A 17,811-nucleotide genomic window follows, 5' to 3' on the forward strand; every position below is an offset into this window, starting at 1 on the left:
CTCCAGGGGGTCAACGGGCGCCGCAGGAGCGCAGGTAGGCCCGGGTGCGCCGGGCGATGGGCAGGGGCTGGTCGGGGGGGCACGGGTACATGTCCTGCTCCACGATCGCGAACAGGTCGACCCCGAGCCGCTGCGCCGCCGCCAGTACGGGTTCCAGCGCGGGCACCCCGGACGGCGGCTCGCACATCACCCCGCGCGCCACGGCCGGGCCGAAGGGCAGCCGCTGCGCCGTCACTTCGGCGAGGATCCGCGGGTCCACCTGCTTGAGGTGGAGGTAGCCGATCCGCTCGCCGAAGGTCTCGATCGCGCGCACGCTGTCCCCGCCGCAGTACGCGTAGTGCCCGGTGTCCAGGCAGAGGGAGACCAGGCCGGGATCGGTGGCGTCCAGGAGGCGCGCCACGTTCTCGGGGGTGTCGACGTGCGTGTCGGCGTGCGGGTGGACCACGATCCGCAGCCCGTACTCCTCCCGCACCTCCCGGCCCAGGCGCTCGGTCTGGGAGGCCAGTTCACGCCATTGGTCCGGGGTGAGCACCCGGTCCTCCAGCACCTCGCCGGTCTTGTCGTCGCGCCAGAAGGACGGGATGACCACCAGGTGCTCCGCGCCCATGGCCCGGGTGAGCGCGGCGATGCGCGACACGTGCTCCCAGGTCTGCTCCCAGACGGCGGGCCCGTGATGGAGTCCGGTGAAGACGGTCCCGGCGGACACCTTCAGCCCCCGCTTCGCGGTCTCGTCGGCGAGGCGGGCCGGATCGGTGGGCAGGTAGCCGTAGGGGCCGAGTTCGATCCACTCGTACCCGGCGTCGGCGACCTCGTCGAGGAAGCGCGCCCACGGGGTCTGGCCGGGATCGTCCGGAAACCAGACTCCCCAGGAGTCCGGAGCCGAACCGACACGGATACGGGTCAACGCGGAGGGGGAGGAGGTCATGACGGCCACCTTAGGGTGCGGGGTTCGGACCAACGGGGAAGACGGGTGGGGCCGGTGCGGGGAGCGGGAAGAGTGGGAAGAGCGGGAGGAGTGGCGCGAGTGGCGCGAGTGGCGGGAGCGGACGGTGTAAGGGCCGGCGACGAGGCCGCGTACGAAGGGCTCGTCGGCGGGCCCGGCGATGACGGGCCCGCCGGGGACGGCCCCCCCGGCGGCGGGCCCGGTGGTGGCGGACCCCCCGGCGGCGGGCCGCCGGATGACGGGTCCCCGTACGACCTGATCACGATGGGGCGGATCGGGGTGGATCTCTACCCGCTGAAGACCGGTGTACCGCTCGGCGAGGCCGACACCTTCGGCAGGTTCCTCGGCGGCTCGCCCTCCAACGTCGCCGTCGCCGCCGCCCGGCTGGGCCGCCGCACCGCCGTGATCACCCGGACCGGAGCCGACCCCTTCGGCGCGTACCTGCGGGCCGAGCTGCGCGGATTCGGCGTGGACGACCGGTGGGCGGGCGAGGTGGCCCGCTACCCGACGCCCGTGACCTTCTGCGAGATCTTCCCGCCGGACCGCTTCCCGCTGTACTTCTACCGCTATCCCAAGGCCCCCGACCTGGAGATCCTGCCCGAGGAGGTGGACCGCGAGGCGGTACGGGCCGCGCGGGTCTTCTGGATGACCGGCACCGGGCTCAGCGCGGAGCCGAGCCGAGCCGCCACCCTCGGCGCGCTGGAGGCCCGCTCGAAATCCGGTGTGACCGTCTTCGACCTGGACTGGCGGCCGATGCTGTGGGACGGGCCGCCCGAAGCCTGGTACGCGAAGGCCCTCGCCCTCGCGACGGTCGCCGTCGGCAACACCGAGGAGTGCGAGATCGCCACCGGCGAGCGCGAACCGTACGCCGCCGCGCGGGCGCTGCTCGCCGCCGGGGTGGAACTGGCCGTCGTCAAACGCGGACCGGAGGGGGTGCTGGCCGTGCACCGCGACGGGCGGGCACTGGAGGTGGCCCCGACGCCGGTCACGGTGGTCAACGGGCTCGGCGCCGGGGACGCCTTCGGGGGCGCGCTGTGCCACGGGCTGCTGGCCGGCTGGGACCTGGAGCGGCTGCTGCGGTACGCGAACGCGGCCGGGGCGATCGTGGCCTCCCGGCTGGCGTGTTCGACGGCGATGCCGTACGCCGACGAGGTGGAGGAGGTGCTGGGACGTGCCGGTGGTGTCTGAGTGGGGCATGGAGTTCACCCGGCTGCGGGTGCTGGAGCTCGCGCCGGGGGAGACGTACGCCCTCACGTGCGGGGACGCCGAATGGATCGTGCTCCCGCTGTCGGGCGGCTGCCGGGTCCGCCCCGGCCCGGGCGACGGCGAGGCGTACGAACTGCGCGGGCGCCCCGGTGTGTTCGCCGGGCCCACCGACTTCGCGTACCTGCCCCGGGACGGGCACGCCGAGCTCACCTCGGCGCGGGGCGGGCGCTTCGCGCTGGCCGGGGCGCGCTGCGCACGCCGGCTGCCCGCCCGGTACGGGGCCGCCGGGGCCGTCCCCGTCGAGCTGCGCGGCAGCGGCACCTGCTCGCGCCAGGTCAACAACTTCGCCGCCGCCGACGCCTTCCCCTGCGACCGGCTCATCGCCGTCGAGGTGCTCACCCCCGGCGGGAACTGGTCCTCGTACCCGCCCCACAAGCACGACGAGCACCACCCCGGCGAGGAATCCCGCCTGGAGGAGATCTACTTCTTCGAGATCGCCCCGCACGGCGCGACCCCCGGCCTCGGCTACCAGCGCGTCAGCCCCTCCCCGGCCGGGAAGACCGACGTCCTCACGGAGGTGCGCTCGGGCGACGCCGTCCTCATCCCGGACGGCTGGCACGGCCCCTCCATCGCCGCGCCCGGCCACGACATGTACTACCTGAACGTGATGGCCGGGCCCGGCCCCACCCGGGAATGGCTCATCCGCGACCACCCCGACCACGGCTGGATCCGCGGCACCTGGACCGACGCGGCCGTCGACCCCCGGCTGCCCTTCCCCCGGCCGCCCTTCCCCCCACACACGGAGGCCGGCGCATGAGGCTCACCACCGCCCAGGCCCTGATCCGCTTCCTCGCCGCCCAGTACACGGAACGCGACGGCCGGCGGCAGCGGCTGATCGCCGCCACCTGGGGCATCTTCGGCCACGGCAACGTCGCCGGGATCGGGCAGGCCCTGCTGGAGAGCGGGCCCGCGGCCATGCCCTTCCTGCAAGGGCGCAACGAGCAGGCGATGGTGCACGCCGCCGTCGGGTACGCCCGGCAGAGCGGGCGGCTCTCCGCGCACGCCGTGACCACCTCCATCGGACCCGGCGCGACCAACCTCGTCACCGGGGCCGCCCTCGCCACGATCAACCGGATCCCGGTGCTCCTGCTGCCGGGGGACACCTTCGCGACCCGGCCCGCCGACCCGGTGCTCCAGCAGCTCGAAGTCCCGCACGCGGGCGACGTCTCCGTCAACGACGCGCTGCGGCCCGTCTCCCGCCACTTCGACCGGATCACCCGCCCCGAGGCCCTGGTCCCCGCCGCCCTCCAGGCGATGCGGGTGCTCACCGACCCCGTCGCGACGGGGGCCGTCACCCTCGCGCTGCCGCAGGACGTGCAGGCCGAGGCGTACGAGTGGCCCGATGAGTTCTTCGCCGAGCGGGTGTGGGCCGTGCGCCGCCCGCGCCCCGACCGCGGGGAGCTGGCGCGGGCCGCCGACGCGGTACGGGGCTCCGCCCGGCCGCTGATCATCGCCGGCGGCGGGGTCCGCCACTGTGCCGCCCAGCGCGCGCTCGCCGACTTCGCGGAGGCCACCGGGATCCCGGTCGCCACCACGCAGGCGGGCAAGGGGGCGCTGCCGTACGACCACCCCGCCGACGTGGGCGGCGTCGGGCACACGGGGACGGCCACCGCCGACGCGCTGGCCCGCGGCGCCGACCTGGTCCTCGCCGCCGGGACCCGGCTCACCGACTTCACCACCGCCTCCGGGACGCTGTTCCAGGACCCCGGCGTCCGCTTCGTCGGCCTCAACGCCGACCCCTTCGACGCGCACAAGCTCGCGGCCCTGCCGCTGGTGGCCGACGCCCGCGAGGGGCTGGCGGAGCTGCTCGACGCGGTCGCCGGATACCGGGCCGCTCCCGCGTACGTCGCCGCGTACACCGCCGCCAAGGCGGACTGGGAGAGCCGCGTGGACGCCGCGTACGCCGTACCCGCCGGCGACGAGGACCGCCCGCCGACCCAGGCCCAGGTGCTGGGGCTGCTCGACGCCCTCGTGGACGGCACCGACATCGTGATCAACGCCGCCGGATCGCTGCCCGGAGACCTCCACAAGCTGTGGCGGGCCCGCTCGGCCGACCAGTACCACGTCGAGTACGGCTACTCCTGCATGGGCTACGAGATCCCCGCCGCGATCGGCACCGCCCTGGCGGCGCCCGGCCGGCCGGTGTGGGCGCTCGTCGGCGACGGCACGTACCTCATGAACCCCACCGAGATCGTCACCGCCGTCCAGGAGCGGATCCCCCTGCGGCTGGTGATCCTCGACAACCACGGGTACGCCTCCATCGGCGGCCTCTCCGAGTCGGTCGGCGGCGAGGGCTTCGCCACCGCGTACCGCTTCCGGGGGCCGGACGGCGCCTACGACGGCGCCCCGCTCCCGGTGGACCTCGCCGCCAACGCCGCCTCGCTCGGCATGGCCACCGTCCGCACCCGCACCATCGGTGACCTGCGCAAAGCCCTCTCCGAGGCGCGGTTTGCGGACCGGCCCACATGTGTCTACGCGCAGACCCGAACACCCGACACTGTGTCGGGCCCGCCCCCGGCACAGGCGTGGTGGGATGTTCCTGTGGCCGAGACCGCGACCCGTGGGCCCGCGGCCGGAGCCCGTGACGAGTACGACCGGCAAGCCGCGCAGCGACGTCGCCATCTGTGAAGGAGCAAGCATGAAGACCGTCAACCACTGGATCGGTGGCAAGACCGTCGAGGGCGCGTCGGGCAACTTCGGCCCGGTCACCGACCCGGCGACGGGCGAGGTCACCACGCAGGTCGCCCTCGCCTCGGCCGAGGAGGTCGACGCCGCCGTACGCGTCGCCCGTGAGGCCTTCCTCTCCTGGGGCCAGTCCTCGCTGGCGGCCCGCACCAAGGTGCTGTTCGCCTACCGCGCCCTGCTGGACGCCAACCGCGACGCCATCGCCGAGCTGATCACCGCCGAGCACGGCAAGGTGCACTCCGACGCGCTGGGCGAGGTCGCGCGCGGCCTGGAGATCGTCGAGCTGGCCTGCGGGATCACCACCCAGCTCAAGGGCGAGCTGTCCACCTCGGTCTCCAACCGCGTGGACGTCTCCTCCATCCGTCAGCCGCTGGGCGTCGTCGCGGGCATCACCCCCTTCAACTTCCCGGCGATGGTGCCGATGTGGATGTTCCCGCTGGCCATCGCCTGCGGCAACACCTTCATCCTCAAGCCGAGCGAGAAGGACCCCTCCGCCGCCAACAAGCTGGCCGAGCTGGCGAGCGAGGCCGGTCTGCCGGCGGGCGTCCTGAACGTCCTGCACGGCGACAAGGTGGCCGTCGACGCGCTCCTCGCGCACCCCGGCATCGCCGCCGTCTCCTTCGTGGGCTCCACCCCGATCGCCCGGCACATCCACACCACCGCCTCCGCCAACGGCAAGCGCGTCCAGGCGCTGGGCGGCGCCAAGAACCACATGCTGGTGCTCCCGGACGCCGACCTGGACGCCGCCGCCGACGCGGCCGTCTCCGCCGCCTACGGCTCGGCCGGCGAGCGCTGCATGGCGATCTCGGCGGTCGTGGCCGTCGGCTCCATCGCCGACGAGCTCGTCGAGAAGATCCGCGAGCGCGCCGAGAAGATCAAGATCGGCCCCGGCAACGACCCGGCCTCCGAGATGGGCCCGCTGATCACCGCCGCCCACCGCGACAAGGTCGCCTCCTACGTCACGGGCGCCGCCGCCCAGGGCGCGGACGTGGTCCTCGACGGCACCGGCTACACGGTGGAGGGCCGGGAGAACGGCCACTGGATCGGCCTGTCCCTGCTCGACAACGTCAAGACCGACTCCGACGCCTACCGCGACGAGATCTTCGGCCCGGTGCTGTGCGTGCTGCGCGCCGAGACCTACGAGGAGGGCGTGGCGCTCATCAACGCCTCGCCGTTCGGCAACGGCACCGCGATCTTCACCCGCGACGGCGGCGCGGCGCGCCGCTTCCAGCTGGAGATCGAGGCGGGCATGGTCGGCGTCAACGTGCCGATCCCGGTGCCGGTGGGCTACCACTCCTTCGGTGGCTGGAAGGACTCGCTCTTCGGTGACCACCACATCTACGGCAACGACGGCATCCACTTCTACACCCGCGGCAAGGTAGTCACCACCCGCTGGCCGGACCCGGCCGACACCCCGTCCGGCGTAGACCTGGGCTTCCCCCGCAACCACTGACCCCCCACACCACGGCACCCCCGGCCACCCTCACCGGCCGGGGGTTCCTGCTGTCCCGGGCCCTCCGTCACGCGGCTTTATGCGACTACGCGAATATGGGCGAGACCGCATGGACGCCGGGCCGTGCTCCCTCATACCGTCAGGGACACCAGCCCAACCGGGCTGCCCGACAAAGGGGTTTCACCATGGCTCGTGAGGAACTGACCCGACTCACCGGCAACGGGAACGGCACCTGCGGCAAGGACGACTGCCCCAACGTGTACGTCGCTGCGAGCGGCTCGATCATCGTCCAGGGAGACGTATCCACCGCCTTCCGCCCTCCCGCCGGTGAGGGCCTCGTCGAAATCCCTGAGGCTGTACTGAGGGAGGCGTTCCGTGCTCTTGGATGGTGACGCCTGGCGGTCCAGGTTCGAGCGCTTCACGCTCGAAGCGTGGCGTCTGGAGACTCTGGCCCAATACCTCATGCCGCAGGAAGCGGAAGAGTTCGCCGCCTTCAAGGCCGGACTACGGATCGACCCCCACACGGTCTCGAACGAGTACACGGACCGCCTCCGGCGCCAGGCCACCGAGGGGCGCCCGCAAGGGCGTGTACACGTCCTCACGCGACCGCTCTCCGACTATCTGCGGTTCGAGTTCTCCCAGTATTACGCGCCGCACGTGCTGGCCGGTGAACAGATCCGCATCCTCGACGTGACCGACCGGGACAACCCGCTTGAGGGTGTTCAGGACTTCTGGATGTTCGATCGCTCTGAAGTGATCCTTATGAACTATCAGCCGGATGGTCAGCAGATCAGCCGCCAGGTTTACGAAGGAAGCGTCGGCCAGTTCATCGAATACCAGCGCATCGCTATTGCCGAGTCGGTGCCCTTTGAGGAGTATGTGAAGGGCATTGACGCTTGACCCTCAGCAGTTCGGAGAGTCGAGGGCCGACCTGGCGAAAACGCTGAAGACGCTGCGGAAGCGAGCCGGGTGGACCCAGACGCGGCTCGCTCTGCGCTGCAACATGTCACAGACGAAAGTCAGCAACATCGAGAGCGGGAAGCTGACCCCCGCTCTCGTTGATGTGGAGTTGTTCCTTCGGGCGCTCGATGCACCCATCACGCTCGTAACCGAGGTGATGGCGCTGGCTCGAATGGCTAACACCGAATGGAAGGACGTTTGGTCGTCCCGTCGTAGGGGATTGGATAAGCGACAGAATGAGCTGGCGGGCTTCGAAAAGTCATCCACAGAGTTCCGCTACTTCCTGCCGACGATGATCACGGGGCTCCTGGCCACGCCAGAGTGTGTGCGGGCCAGTATCGCGGACGTTCCCGGGGAGCAGAGCAAGACCGTCGCGAAAAAGCTTGAGCGCCAAGCCGTGCTGCACGATGGCTCCAATCGGTTCACCTTCATTCTGACGGAGCAGGCCGTGCGGTGGCCGCTCATTCCTCCGGATGCCTTGGCCATGCAGATGGACAGGCTGGCTTCGCTGACTCGCCTTGTCAACGTGCGCATCGGGGTGATCCCTGTCGGTCCTGAGGTGATGCCGGGCCCGCTTAACGTATTCACCGTCTATGACGAACGAATCGCCACGGTCGAAATATTCACTGCTGTGATGGTCTTCCGGGACCACCGGGATGTATCTGTCTACCTGCACGAGTTCGCGACCTACGAGCGGCACGCCCTGTTTGGCGAGCAAGCCCGAGAACGCCTGAACGAATGGTCGAGCGCCTTTACCCGACAACGCGAATAGACCTTCACTACTCCCCTCCCAGGGCCGAAGCTTGTCGCAGACCGAACGGCAATCGGGAAGGGTGCGACATGGCAGTGGCGAAGAAGGCAGAAGTTTCGGAGCGCGATGGGGACACATGGGAGTACCTGACCTATGCCCCCGGACAGGAGTGCTCCGCGTGCAAGCGCACCGTCGAGCCGCTCGAAACGGTCCGGCGGGGGGTCATCGATCGCGCGTCGGGTGTGCCTGCGGTCGTCTACCGGCACGCAGAGAAGTGCCCGACCGCTCCGGCCGTGGCGGCTTGAGTGGAGATGCAGACCTGGCGAAGCGCCTGGGCCCGGGCCGACAACGCCTCGGACTCCATGCGTGCAGTCCTGGCCTCCCTCGGCGTTTCCGAGACCGTGTGGAACAGCCTGCGGCCCACCGTGACGCACGACGGCGGGGCATACGTGGACTTCGGGACGCTCCCCGCCAACGTGGTTGAGCAGCTCGCCGAAGCCCTCCGCGTCCCCTCGGGTCCCTCTGATTCCCGTCCCTCGGGGGGACGGGCACCCCACCCGGCCCGCGAGCCGAGAGGAGGTGCGGCGATGGTGGAAGGGCTCACGCCGGAGCAGACGGCTGAGCAGCCGACGGTCTATCACGTCTGGCAGGAGCTGTGAACCAGCCGTCCCACTCGACCGGGTGCGTCAGTGGGTTTTGGCCAAGGATGGGGCGGGGTTGGGGCGGTGCGGGGTGGAGGGGCGGCGGCGTAGTTGCCAGGTGGCGAGGGTTGCCGCTGCCAGGACCAGGAGGGCGCCGGCAGCCGGCCAGGGGACCGCGAGGAACGTCGTATCGGATGTGGTGGACAGGTCGGGGTACGCGGCCGCGCTCGCCGAGACCGTGACGGTCACCCGGTCCAGTTGCGGGGAGTCGGGCCATGGCTGCGTCAGCTCGACGCGCTGGCCCGGCAGCAGCACCAGCTTCGGCGCGCGGCCCGGCCGGTCCAGGACCCGGCGTCCGAACAGCCCCCGCGCGGAGACCGACACCTTCGGCTCGATCACCGCGTTGCCCCGGTTGACCAGCGTGTACGAGACCGTCGCGCGGGCGTTCTTCGTCCAGGGCAGCAGCGGCGCGCCCCGGCTGACGCGGACGTCCTCCACGCTCAGCCCCGGGGACAGCGGCCCCGGCACCCGCAGGTAGAGCCGGGCGCCGACCGAGCGCCGCACCCCCACCTGGACCCTGCCGTCCTTCTGGACGCCCTCGACGGCGGTGTTCAGCGCCACGATGCCGCCGATGTGGTCGCCCGGGGTGGCGTCCCGCGGCACCTTCACCGTGAAGGGGATGTCGGCGCGGCCCTTGGGCGGCACCGTCACGGCGGACGCGGCCTGCGGCCCGAGCGCGATCCAGGCGCCGACGTCCGCCGGCTTCGTCTCGACGGGCAGCAGCGCGAACGCGCCGCCGGAGGGGGTGTTCACGGCGTCGGTGGCGAACACCTGGAAGGTGAGCGCCTGGTCGGAGGAGTTCAGGATCGTCACGCTGTCGTCGACGGTGGCCCCGGCGGCGCCCTGGTGGAAGAAGTACGCGCGGTCGGTCATCGCGGCCCCGGCCGCGGGCGTCGGGAAGACCCCCCAGGTGCCGTTGTCCGCGGCCGTGGCGGGGGCGGCGGCGGCCACGGTCAGGACGGGGAGCAGCAGCCCGCACAGGCCGGCGAGAAGGGCGTGCGGGAGGGTGCGCAGGCGCATGGGCGGGTCTCTCTCCAGTCGCGGCGGCGGCGCAGCGGGAACGAAAGCAGCGGGCACGAAAGGGGTGGTGCGGCGCCGGAGCGCCGCACCACCTGGGCCGGGCGACCGGTCAGGCGATCGAGAAGGTCACGACCGACTGGTAGGTGTCGGCGAACATGAACGGCGGCAGCTGGAGCATCGCCGCGCCGCCCACGGCGAACTCGCCGCCGGTCAGCTCGTCACCGCCGGCCGCCTGCGAGGCGACCTTCATCGGCGTGTCGCTGATCGCGCCCGGCGCACCGGCGGTGCAGGTGCTCGGGCTGTCCGGGTTGGTGACGGTGCAGGACGGCTGGATGCCGATCTGCGCCTTCGCCATCGAGTGGCCGGTCGTCTGGTTCAGGAACGGCGTGCGCGTCGCCGTCACGTCCCAGCCGAGGCTGCCGCCTCGGAAGTCCTGGACGGTCGCCGCGTTGAACGCGCCGTACACCGACTGGGCCTTGCCGTTGATGGTCACCGCGCCGAAGCTGACGGCCGGCTGGCCGTCCTTCGGGCCGAGGGCCAGCGGCCCGGGCAGCACCTCGACGTCGACCGGGTTCCGCACGCCCGCCTGCTCCTCGACGAACACGAACGGCTTGGCCCCGGCCGTCGAGCCGTCGATCTTGATCGCGTCGGCCTTCTTGGTGACCGTGACGTTGCAGGTGGCCGCGCCGGACGCGTCCGCCGTGCCGGTACCGGTGTCACCGGTGGCCGCGCCCGCGAGCAGGGCGGAGCAGGTGACCTGGCCGGCCGGGAAGTTGGCGCCGGTGACGGTGACGGCGGTGCCGGCCTTGCCGCTGTTGGGCGTCAGCCGGGTGGTGACCGGCTCCTTCGGCAGGGCCTCGACGGCGAGCGAGCCGACGGAGGCGCTGGGGCGCGGTTCCGGCGTACAGGTCGTCGTGAAGACGGTGCCGCCGAGGTCGGCGTCCGTGACCACCTGGTCGAGGGTGATCTGGAGGGTGGTGCCCTCCGTACCGTCGGGGATGGTGATGTTCCCGCTGAAGGCGGGCGGGTCGGACTTCTTGCCGGCTTCCTGGTGGCTGGGGACGGGCGCGCTGGAGACCGTCTGGGCGACCCCGCCGACGAGCAGCTTCGCCTTGGTGGTGTTGACCGTGTCGATGGTGAACGCCGGGACCACCGGCGTCTCGCCGGGGTCGATGGTGATCGGCACGCTCTGGCCGGGCTTGGCGGTGTCCGGCAGGGTGACCGTGTAGTCCTGGTTGCCGTTGGCGCCCGGCTGGGGCGCGGGGGCGACGCACTTCATGAAGACCGGAGTGGTCTTGGTCGCGGCCTGCGCCGTCCCCGTCAGGGCCACCACACCGCCCGTCAGGGCCAGGGAAAGGGCGCCCGCCCCGGCCAGAACTCTTCGTCGGAACGTTGTACTCACTGGGTCGCGACTCCTTCGTCAGACGAACCCCTCCCCCCACCCGCTGTGGGGAGGAGGCCGAGCGTCGAGCCGGTGCGGATGGCCGTCATTGACGCGTCGCGGTGATGAGAAGTCAATGGATTGCTTTCGCCCGAAGCACACAGACATTGATGTCCCATCAGGCCTGGTCGTACGGGGCGCCGGATACCGACTGGTCGGTGAGGGGAGGCCGGGGGCCGCGGGCCGGTTGCGGGTGGGGCGCGGGGGGTTCAGCGGTCGGTCGGGACGTGCAGCAGGAGGTTCACGGTCCCGGCCGGCAGGCCCGTGATCCGGCCCGAGACGGCGCCGCGCACCAGCGCCTGGCGCACCTGCTCCGGGGTCCGGGCCGTGCCGCCGGCCAGGACCAGCGCGGCCACGCCCGCCACGTGCGGGGCGGCCATCGAGGTGCCGGTGGAGCGGGCGACGGCGGTCGCGGAGCCCTTCCACGCCGAGGTGACGGACACGCCGGGCGCGGAGATGTCGACGCAGCGGCCGTGGTTGGAGAAGGCGGGGCGGTGGTCGGCGGCGTCCGTCGCGCCCACCGTCAGGGCCTGGGGGACGCCGGAGGGGGAGCCGCCGCACGCGTCCCGGCCGGCGTTCCCGGCGGCCACGGTGAAGGTGATCCCGGAGGAGGCGACGGCGCGGGTCACCGCCGCGTCCATGGCCCGGCTGCGGGTGCCGCCGATGCTCATGTTGGCGACGACCGGCGCGCCCTTGGGCAGGCTCTTGGCGACGTCCTTCACCATCCAGTCCAGGCCGCGCAGGATCGCCGACAGGCGTGCGTCGCCCCGGCAGTCGGCCACCTTCACACCGACGAGCGAGACCCCCTTGGCGACCCCGTACGTCGCCCCGCCGATGGTCGCCGCGACGTGCGTGCCGTGGCCGTTGCAGTCGGCGGCGCCCTGTAGGACCAGCGCGTTGTACCCGGTGCGGGCCCGGCCGCCGAACTCCTGGTGGAGGGTGTTGATCCCGGTGTCGACGACGTAGACGGTGACGCCCCGCGCCCGGTGGGCGGCGTACGTGTACGAGCCGTCGAGCGGCAGCTCCCGCTGGTCGATCCGGTCCAGCGCCCAGGGCGCGGGCGCCTGCACGAGCATGGCGGACGCGGGCACCGGTACGGGGACGGGCGCGGCGGAGGGGACGGGGGAGGGGACCGGGGCGGGTGTGGTGGCGGTGACGGGCGCGGGCACGGTCACGGGCGCCGGGACCGGGGCCGTCGCGGGGGTGGTGACGGGGCTGGGTGTGGAGGCGGGAGTGGCGACGGGCGGGTGTGCGGGCGCCGGGGTGGTGGCCGTGGCCGGGCCGGGAACGGCGGTGGTGACGGGCGCCGGTACGGGGGCGTCGGCGGGCGGGCGTACGGGCGCCGGGGCGGTGGCGGGGGTGGGCGGCGGCACCGGTGCGGGGGTGGCCGCCCCGGAGGCCGGTTCCGGTGGGTCGGTGATGCGGTACACCGCGTCCGGCTCCACCGAGGCCACCCGGGGGTCGGCGGCCAGCTCGGCGGCACGCGCCGCCGTGGTGCGCACGGCGAAGCCGTTGAGGGCGGCGTCGTAGACCTCCGCGACCTGGTCACCCGCCTCGGCCGCCTCGGCGGCGAGCGCACGGCCCGGGGCGCGGACGGCGGTGTCCTTGAGGACGACCACGTAGGGGGCGGTCGGGGCGTCGGCGGCCTCCGCCGCGTGCGGCGGCGGCAGGACGGTGGCCGCCGCGAGGAGGGCGGCGGCCGGGAGGAGCGCGGTCATGGCGGTCATGCGCCCGATGCTCGGCCGCTTGCGGCGGCGGCGCGCGGAGGGTGCTCCGAGTGGCCCCGCGACACGCCGTGATGCCGGGCGCGTCGCGGACGGGTCCGGCCGCCGCCGGTGTCAGGGGTTCACGGCCGCCCGCGGACCGAGGTCCCAGCCCCGCATCGTGAAGACCCCCTCGTCCTCGGCGCCCGCCGCACCGTACGTGGCCAGCGCCGGCTCGTTGTCGGTGTCGACGCCCACCCACATGCCGTAGCAGCCCCGTGCCTTGGCCGCCTCGACCAGCGCCAGCGTCAGCGCGCGCCCGATGCCGCGCCGCCGGTAGCCCTCGTCCACGGACAGCTCGTACAGGCACATCTCGGTGCCCTTGTCGGGGTGGGTCATCTCGACGCCGGAGACCATGCCGGCCGGTACGCCGTCGACGTAGGCGATGAGCATCAGGTGTCCCGGCGAGCCGAGGAAGCGGCGCGACCACTCCTCGCGCGCGGGGCCGTCGAAGAGCCCTTCGGCGGCCCGGAGTTCGGCGACGGTGGTGGCGAGGCGGATGTCCATGGCGGCGAGCCTAGGGCGTCCGCGCCGCGCGGCCCCGCCGACATGACGGGCCGATCAGGGGCGCTGGAACAGGTGCGCGCCACCGGCGGACCCGGCCGGCGCCGCGCTCCGGGTCAGGAGGTGCGCAGGGCGAGGGCGGCGGCGTAGGCGGGGGGCGCCGTGAGGTCGCGCAGGGTCCAGCCCGGCACCGGCGCCGGGGTGGCCGCCGAGCCCACGTACGGTTCGGCCAGCCCGAGCGCCAGCCCGGTGCCGGTGGCCTTGAGGTAGGCCTCCTTACGGGACCACACCCGGGCGAGCGCGCCCGGCCGCTGCGCCGCGGGCAGGCCGGAGAGCTCGGCCGTCTCCGCCGGGTGCAGGGTCGCGAGGACGTCTTCCACCGCGCTCGCGGTCGGCAGGCCCTCGATGTCCACCCCGACCGGCACCCCCGCGAAGGCGAAGTACGCCATGTCGTCGCTGTGGGAGAGCGAGAAGTGCACCGCGCCCCCGGCCACGGCGGGCCGGCCGTGCGGTCCGCCGCAACAGGGGCAGTCCTCGCGGACCAGGGACACCTTCTCCGGTGCCAGCCCCAAGTACGCGCCCAGCAGCACCCGCAGCCCCAGGTGCGAGGCCAGGTAGCTGCGCCGGTCGCCCGCGCGCAGCAGGCGCGAGACCCGGTCCTGCTCGGCCGCGTCCAGCAGCGGGACCGCCCCGGCGACCTCGTGGCCGCCGATCACCTCGCGCGTGGTGTCCAGCGACCACACGGCCACCGCGGTACCGACCGGGAGCACGCCGGTCGGGGGCGCGGCCCCGTCGAGTTGGTTCACGTACTCGCTCACCCGATGAGAGTAGACGAGGCCCTCCCGGGCGCGGTTACCCTCAGGCCCGAATGATCTTTCACGAGAGCAGGGGGGAACGCATCGTGCACGCAGCAGAGGTGACACCGGAAGGCGACCGGATCCGCTGGGTCGAACTGCCCGGGGAGGGACCGGCCCGCGTCTACCTGCACGGGCTCGGCTCCACCTCGCCGGCTTACTTCGCCGCCTCCGCCGCGCACCCGCTGCTGGCCGGGCGGCGCTCGCTGCTGGTGGACCTGTTGGGCCACGGGCACAGCGACCGCCCCGAGACGTTCACCTACACCCTGGAGGCGCACGCCGACGCGCTGGCGTCGGCGCTCACCGCGGCCGGTGCCGAGGGGGCCGAGGTGATCGCCCACAGCATGGGCGGGGCGGTGGCCATCGTGCTGGCCGCGCGCCACCCCGAGCTGGTCTCCCGGCTCGTGCTGGTCGACGCCAACCTCGACCCGCACCCGGCCGTCCCCCGCACCGGGGGGAGCAGCGGGATCGCCTCGTACACGGAGGAGGAGTTCCTGGCCGGGGGCTGGGCCGAGGTCCGCGACCGGGTCGGCGCGCACTGGTGGTCGACCATGCGGCTGGCCGGCCGCACCGCTCTGCACCGCACCGCCGTCCACCTCGCCGCGGGCACCACGCCCACCATGCGGGAGCTCCTGCTGGACCTGAAGATCCCGCGCAGCTTCCTCTACCCCGCGAGCGACGGTTCCCTCGCCGGGGCCGGGGCCCTGGAGGCCGCCGGCGTCGAGGTCGTGGCCATCCCGGACTGCGGGCACAACATCATGCTCGACAACCCGGACGCCTTCGCCCGCGCCACCGCCGCGGCCCTCACCCGCGCCACCGTCTGACCGGCGCCCGCGCTCCCGCCGGGCCGTCCCGTCGGGGTGCCCGGCCGTCCCGTCCCCGTCCCCGCTGGGGTCAGCGGCGCCCGGCCGGGACGGCCGAGGCCGGTGCGACGACGGGCCCGCCGTCCTGTATGCGCGCCCCCGGTGCGGGCGTGCCGTCGGTCCACGCGTAGACCTTCTTCCCGCGCACCGCGACCTGGTACTGGTGCGTCCCGCGGCATTCGGGCCGCTCCTCGGCCTTCATGTCGCCGGGCCACCAACGGGCGTCCAGATGGGGGCCGCCCGGCTTCCGCGGCGCGCTGACGGCGCACTGCGGACCGTCCAGCGGGGTCTTGCCCAGGGTGAACCGGATCAGCCGGGCCTGCCCGGTGGTGCGCACGCGCACCCGTACGTCGGTGGCGTCCTTCGGTATCCAGCCCGGCAGCACGAACGCCTTGTCGCCGCGCGTGGGCGCGTCCGCGGCGGTGGCGAAGTGTCTGCCCTTCTCTTTGAAGAACCGGTCGTTGAGCGTCTCCGTGACCGGGTTGGGCGGGAGGTTCGGCAGGGCGAGCGCCGCGATGGCAAGGGCACCCAGGGTGGCGGCGGCGATGGCGAGCGGACGGCGGTTCATGGCTACAAGTGTTCGTGGCGCAGGCGGTTCGCGCGTCCCTCCCCAGTACGAACCTCGGCTCTGTCTGAAGTCGGATACGCCGTCATACCTGAGAGCTGCTCGCCCGGACCGGCGTAGGACCACGGGCCCTGCCCGGAGGCGCGTCCGGGTCCGGATATAGACACGGCGGGGGCCGGCGATATGGCCCGAGCGGACAGTGAACCCACGCGCCGCACCGGCCAGTTGGCCGACGGCCGCGCCTCCCGCACCGTCCGCTCAGCCGGTCCCCGCCCCCACCCGGAGGAATGTCATGCGTCTTCGTCTCGCCCCCCTGCTCGCCTCCGGGGCGGCCGCCGCCCTGATCGCCCTCGCCACCCCCGCGTCGGCGGCTCCGGCGGACAAGCCGCAGGTGCTCAGCGGCTGGACGCAGACCAGCGCCTCCAGCTACAGCGCCTGGCTCGCGGCGCGCGGGAGCCAGGCCAACTGGTCCTCGTACGGCTTCGACTGGTCCACCGACTACTGCTCGTCCTCCCCGGACAACCCCTTCGGCTTCCCGTTCCAGACGGCCTGCGCACGCCACGACTTCGGCTACCGCAACTACAAGGCGGCGGGCGCCTTCCCCGCCAACAAGTCCCGTCTGGACGACGCGCTGTACGCGGACCTCAAGCGGGTGTGCGCGCAGTACTCGGGCGTGAAGAAGGGCTCCTGCGACAGCACGGCCTGGACCTACTACCAGGCGGTCAAGGCCTTCGGCGTCTCCCCGCAGGACGTCTCCCCGCAGGACGTCTCCCCACAGGACGCCCCGGCGGCCTGAGCCATCCCAGCCCCGTCCCGCCCGCACCCCCGTCGGGCGGGACGGATCCCTCCCTCACCCCGCCGCCGGCCGGCGCCATGGCCTCAGCCGCGCCACCAGTCGTCGAGCGGGGTGACCGGAACGGTCCGCTTGTGCCGGGTCGCGAGGTAGACCGACTCCACCTTCGCCGCCACCTCGGGAGTGACGTCGGCGCCCTCCAGGTAGTCGTCGATCTCGGTGTACGTCAGCCCCAGCGCCACCTCGTCGGGCAGCGCCGGCCGGTCGTCCTCCAGGTCGGCGGTCGGCACCTTCTGCCAGACGCTGGGCGGAGCGCCCAATTCCTGGAGCAGGGCGGCGCCTTGGCGCTTGCTCAGCCCGGTCAGCGGGGTGATGTCCACGCCGCCGTCGCCGTACTTGGTGAAGAAGCCGGTCAGCGCCTCGGCCGCGTGGTCGGTGCCGACCACGATCAGTCCGAGCTGTCCGGCGATCGCGTACTGGATCACCATGCGCTCGCGCGCCTTGACGTTGCCGCGCACGAAGTCGCGCAGGCCGTCCCCCTCGCCCGGCAGCTCGCGCAGGCCCGTCGCCGTCGCGGCGGCGACCGCGTCCGCGCCCGGCTTGACGTTCACCGTGACCGACCGGTCGGGGCCGATGAACTCCAGGGCGGTCTGCGCGTCGTGCTCGTCGGCCTGGACGCCGTAGGGCAACCGTACCGCCACGAACGTGGCGTCGTGCCCCTCGGCGCGCAGTTCCTCGGCGGCCACCTGGCAGAGCTTGCCCGCCAGGCTGCTGTCCTGCCCGCCGCTGATCCCGAGCACGAAGCCCTTGGCGGGGGTGGACTTCAGGTAGTCCTTGAGGAAGTCGATCCGGCGCCGGATCTCGACCTTGGGCACGATGGTCGGCCGGGCGCCGAGTTCGCCGAGGATCTGCTCACGTAGGTTCGCCATCCGCGTACTCTACCGGCGGCCCGGTGACGGCCCCGGTGGCGGCCCTGATCAGGCCACGGCCACGGCCACGGCCCCGGGCCGCCGGCCCTCCCGGAGGAGGGGCCGGACCGGCCTGGCGCGAGCGCCCCCGGCAGGACTCGAACCTGCGGCCAAGCGCTTAGAAGGCGCCTGCTCTATCCACTGAGCTACGGGGGCCGGAAGGTGACCGTGATGGCCTGGAGCCCCTTGGTGGGGGTGGGACTGCGGTCCGTGCCGGGTCAAGGATAGGGCTCCGGTCGCCTTGTCCCGGTTGCTTCACTCGCGTGCCACGATGTGGAGGT

18 protein-coding genes and 1 tRNA gene are annotated in these 17,811 nt (G+C 73.0%); 10 read left to right on the forward strand and 9 right to left on the reverse strand.

Features of this window, described 5'->3' with window-relative positions:
* Positions 1 to 10: 10 nt before the first annotated feature.
* Complete coding sequence (locus ACZ6ZT_RS06225; protein WP_469716055.1) at positions 11 to 925, reverse strand: sugar phosphate isomerase/epimerase family protein; 915 nt, start codon at positions 923 to 925, stop codon at positions 11 to 13.
* Between the two features lie 282 nt (positions 926 to 1,207).
* Here ACZ6ZT_RS06225 and iolC point away from each other — a divergent pair, with 282 nt between their 5' ends.
* From iolC to ACZ6ZT_RS06265, 8 genes are all read left to right on the forward strand, one after another.
* Complete coding sequence (gene iolC, locus ACZ6ZT_RS06230; protein ID WP_469716580.1) at positions 1,208 to 2,131, forward strand: 5-dehydro-2-deoxygluconokinase; 924 nt, start codon at positions 1,208 to 1,210, stop codon at positions 2,129 to 2,131.
* Positions 2,132 to 2,138: 7 nt separating this feature from the next.
* Positions 2,139 to 2,966: a 5-deoxy-glucuronate isomerase gene (iolB, locus tag ACZ6ZT_RS06235; RefSeq protein ID WP_469716582.1), complete on the forward strand. Its 828-nt coding sequence runs from the start codon at positions 2,139 to 2,141 to the stop codon at positions 2,964 to 2,966.
* The gene (gene iolD / locus ACZ6ZT_RS06240) at positions 2,963 to 4,837 is read left to right on the forward strand and encodes a 3D-(3,5/4)-trihydroxycyclohexane-1,2-dione acylhydrolase (decyclizing) (RefSeq protein ID WP_469716057.1); all 1,875 of its coding nucleotides are present in this window, start codon (positions 2,963 to 2,965) and stop codon (positions 4,835 to 4,837) included. Before iolB ends, iolD begins: the two co-directional genes overlap by 4 nt.
* A gap of 10 nt (positions 4,838 to 4,847) precedes the next feature.
* Positions 4,848 to 6,347 carry a CoA-acylating methylmalonate-semialdehyde dehydrogenase gene (locus tag ACZ6ZT_RS06245; RefSeq protein WP_469716058.1) on the forward strand — a complete coding sequence of 500 codons (1,500 nt, stop codon included), beginning with the start codon at positions 4,848 to 4,850 and terminating at the stop codon, positions 6,345 to 6,347.
* A gap of 185 nt (positions 6,348 to 6,532) precedes the next feature.
* Positions 6,533 to 6,739, forward strand: coding sequence for a hypothetical protein (locus ACZ6ZT_RS06250; RefSeq protein ID WP_469716060.1), 207 nt, complete (start codon positions 6,533 to 6,535; stop codon positions 6,737 to 6,739).
* Positions 6,723 to 7,247 (forward strand): DUF6879 family protein, encoded by a 525-nt coding sequence (locus ACZ6ZT_RS06255; RefSeq protein WP_469716063.1) that lies wholly within the window; start codon positions 6,723 to 6,725, stop codon positions 7,245 to 7,247. Before ACZ6ZT_RS06250 ends, ACZ6ZT_RS06255 begins: the two co-directional genes overlap by 17 nt.
* Positions 7,237 to 8,079 carry a Scr1 family TA system antitoxin-like transcriptional regulator gene (locus ACZ6ZT_RS06260; RefSeq protein WP_469716065.1) on the forward strand — a complete coding sequence of 281 codons (843 nt, stop codon included), beginning with the start codon at positions 7,237 to 7,239 and terminating at the stop codon, positions 8,077 to 8,079. The genes ACZ6ZT_RS06255 and ACZ6ZT_RS06260 overlap by 11 nt, the downstream gene beginning before the upstream one ends.
* A gap of 290 nt (positions 8,080 to 8,369) precedes the next feature.
* Positions 8,370 to 8,717, forward strand: coding sequence for a hypothetical protein (locus ACZ6ZT_RS06265; protein ID WP_469716067.1), 348 nt, complete (start codon positions 8,370 to 8,372; stop codon positions 8,715 to 8,717).
* 27 nt (positions 8,718 to 8,744) lie between these two features.
* On the opposite strand, the gene ACZ6ZT_RS06270 is transcribed toward ACZ6ZT_RS06265, so the two are convergent.
* The 5 genes from ACZ6ZT_RS06270 to ACZ6ZT_RS06290 form a co-directional block, all read right to left on the reverse strand.
* On the reverse strand, positions 8,745 to 9,779 hold the full coding sequence (locus ACZ6ZT_RS06270) for a WxL protein peptidoglycan domain-containing protein (protein WP_469716069.1): 1,035 nt from the start codon (positions 9,777 to 9,779) through the stop codon (positions 8,745 to 8,747).
* Positions 9,780 to 9,888: 109 nt separating this feature from the next.
* Positions 9,889 to 11,181: a hypothetical protein gene (locus tag ACZ6ZT_RS06275; RefSeq protein WP_469716071.1), complete on the reverse strand. Its 1,293-nt coding sequence runs from the start codon at positions 11,179 to 11,181 to the stop codon at positions 9,889 to 9,891.
* Positions 11,182 to 11,429: 248 nt separating this feature from the next.
* Entirely contained in the window at positions 11,430 to 12,947 is a 1,518-nt protein-coding gene (locus ACZ6ZT_RS06280) for a S8 family peptidase (RefSeq protein ID WP_469716073.1), read from the reverse strand.
* Positions 12,948 to 13,058: 111 nt separating this feature from the next.
* Positions 13,059 to 13,490, reverse strand: coding sequence for a GNAT family N-acetyltransferase (locus ACZ6ZT_RS06285; RefSeq protein WP_469716075.1), 432 nt, complete (start codon positions 13,488 to 13,490; stop codon positions 13,059 to 13,061).
* A gap of 113 nt (positions 13,491 to 13,603) precedes the next feature.
* Complete coding sequence (locus ACZ6ZT_RS06290; RefSeq protein WP_469716077.1) at positions 13,604 to 14,305, reverse strand: 4'-phosphopantetheinyl transferase family protein; 702 nt, start codon at positions 14,303 to 14,305, stop codon at positions 13,604 to 13,606.
* An 83-nt stretch (positions 14,306 to 14,388) separates the two neighbouring features.
* On the opposite strand from ACZ6ZT_RS06290, the gene ACZ6ZT_RS06295 reads away from it, so the two are divergent.
* Positions 14,389 to 15,165: an alpha/beta fold hydrolase gene (locus ACZ6ZT_RS06295; RefSeq protein ID WP_469716078.1), complete on the forward strand. Its 777-nt coding sequence runs from the start codon at positions 14,389 to 14,391 to the stop codon at positions 15,163 to 15,165.
* Positions 15,166 to 15,235: 70 nt separating this feature from the next.
* On the opposite strand, the gene ACZ6ZT_RS06300 is transcribed toward ACZ6ZT_RS06295, so the two are convergent.
* Positions 15,236 to 15,772, reverse strand: a complete 537-nt coding sequence (locus tag ACZ6ZT_RS06300; RefSeq protein ID WP_469716080.1) for a hypothetical protein — start codon at positions 15,770 to 15,772, stop codon at positions 15,236 to 15,238.
* A 289-nt stretch (positions 15,773 to 16,061) separates the two neighbouring features.
* Between ACZ6ZT_RS06300 and ACZ6ZT_RS06305 the strand changes: the two genes are divergently transcribed.
* Positions 16,062 to 16,565 (forward strand): phospholipase, encoded by a 504-nt coding sequence (locus tag ACZ6ZT_RS06305; RefSeq protein WP_469716081.1) that lies wholly within the window; start codon positions 16,062 to 16,064, stop codon positions 16,563 to 16,565.
* Positions 16,566 to 16,648: 83 nt separating this feature from the next.
* On the opposite strand, the gene nadE is transcribed toward ACZ6ZT_RS06305, so the two are convergent.
* Together nadE and ACZ6ZT_RS06315 are read right to left on the reverse strand one after the other, a co-directional pair.
* Positions 16,649 to 17,491 (reverse strand): ammonia-dependent NAD(+) synthetase, encoded by an 843-nt coding sequence (gene nadE / locus ACZ6ZT_RS06310; RefSeq protein ID WP_469716082.1) that lies wholly within the window; start codon positions 17,489 to 17,491, stop codon positions 16,649 to 16,651.
* Positions 17,492 to 17,613: 122 nt separating this feature from the next.
* A tRNA-Arg gene (locus tag ACZ6ZT_RS06315) sits at positions 17,614 to 17,686 on the reverse strand.
* Positions 17,687 to 17,811: the final 125 nt, after the last annotated feature.

This window comes from Streptomyces sp. NPDC102258 (genome assembly GCF_055584685.1).